General features: G+C 44.8%; 1 protein-coding gene. It reads left to right on the forward strand.

All coding sequences use genetic code 11. The features are described from left to right. The coding region (locus CWC18_RS20870) for a calmodulin (RefSeq protein WP_434063450.1) at positions 1 to 207 on the forward strand (207 nt) is incomplete at its 5' end. Between the last annotated feature and the right edge of the window lie 157 nt (positions 208 to 364).

The raw sequence follows: 364 nt of genomic DNA on the forward strand, positions 1-364 counted from the left end.
AAACGCATGACTTCAACTTTAGCACTTATCACTTTAGCAGCTTCAAGCGCAGCGTTTGCAGCAGATTTCTCTACTTTAGATGCAGACGGCAATGGCGCTATCAGCAAGCAAGAAGCAGCAGTGGATGCAGAGCTTAGCAAGCACTTCGACAAGCTAGATACCGATGGTAACGGTGAGCTTTCAAAAGAAGAGTTCGAGCAAGCTTAAGCGCTATTCGCTTTTTCTCACGCACTTTATTTCCATTAAGAGGGATTTGTTATGAAAGGTATGACGTCAACAATCGCATTTGTCACTTTAGCTGCATCAAGCGCTGTATTTGCAGCAGATTTTAACGCACTTGATGCCGACGGCAATGGCGCTATCA

Origin of the sequence: Pseudoalteromonas aurantia, from assembly GCF_005886875.1 — a bacterium.
Taxonomy (GTDB): domain Bacteria; phylum Pseudomonadota; class Gammaproteobacteria; order Enterobacterales; family Alteromonadaceae; genus Pseudoalteromonas; species Pseudoalteromonas aurantia_A.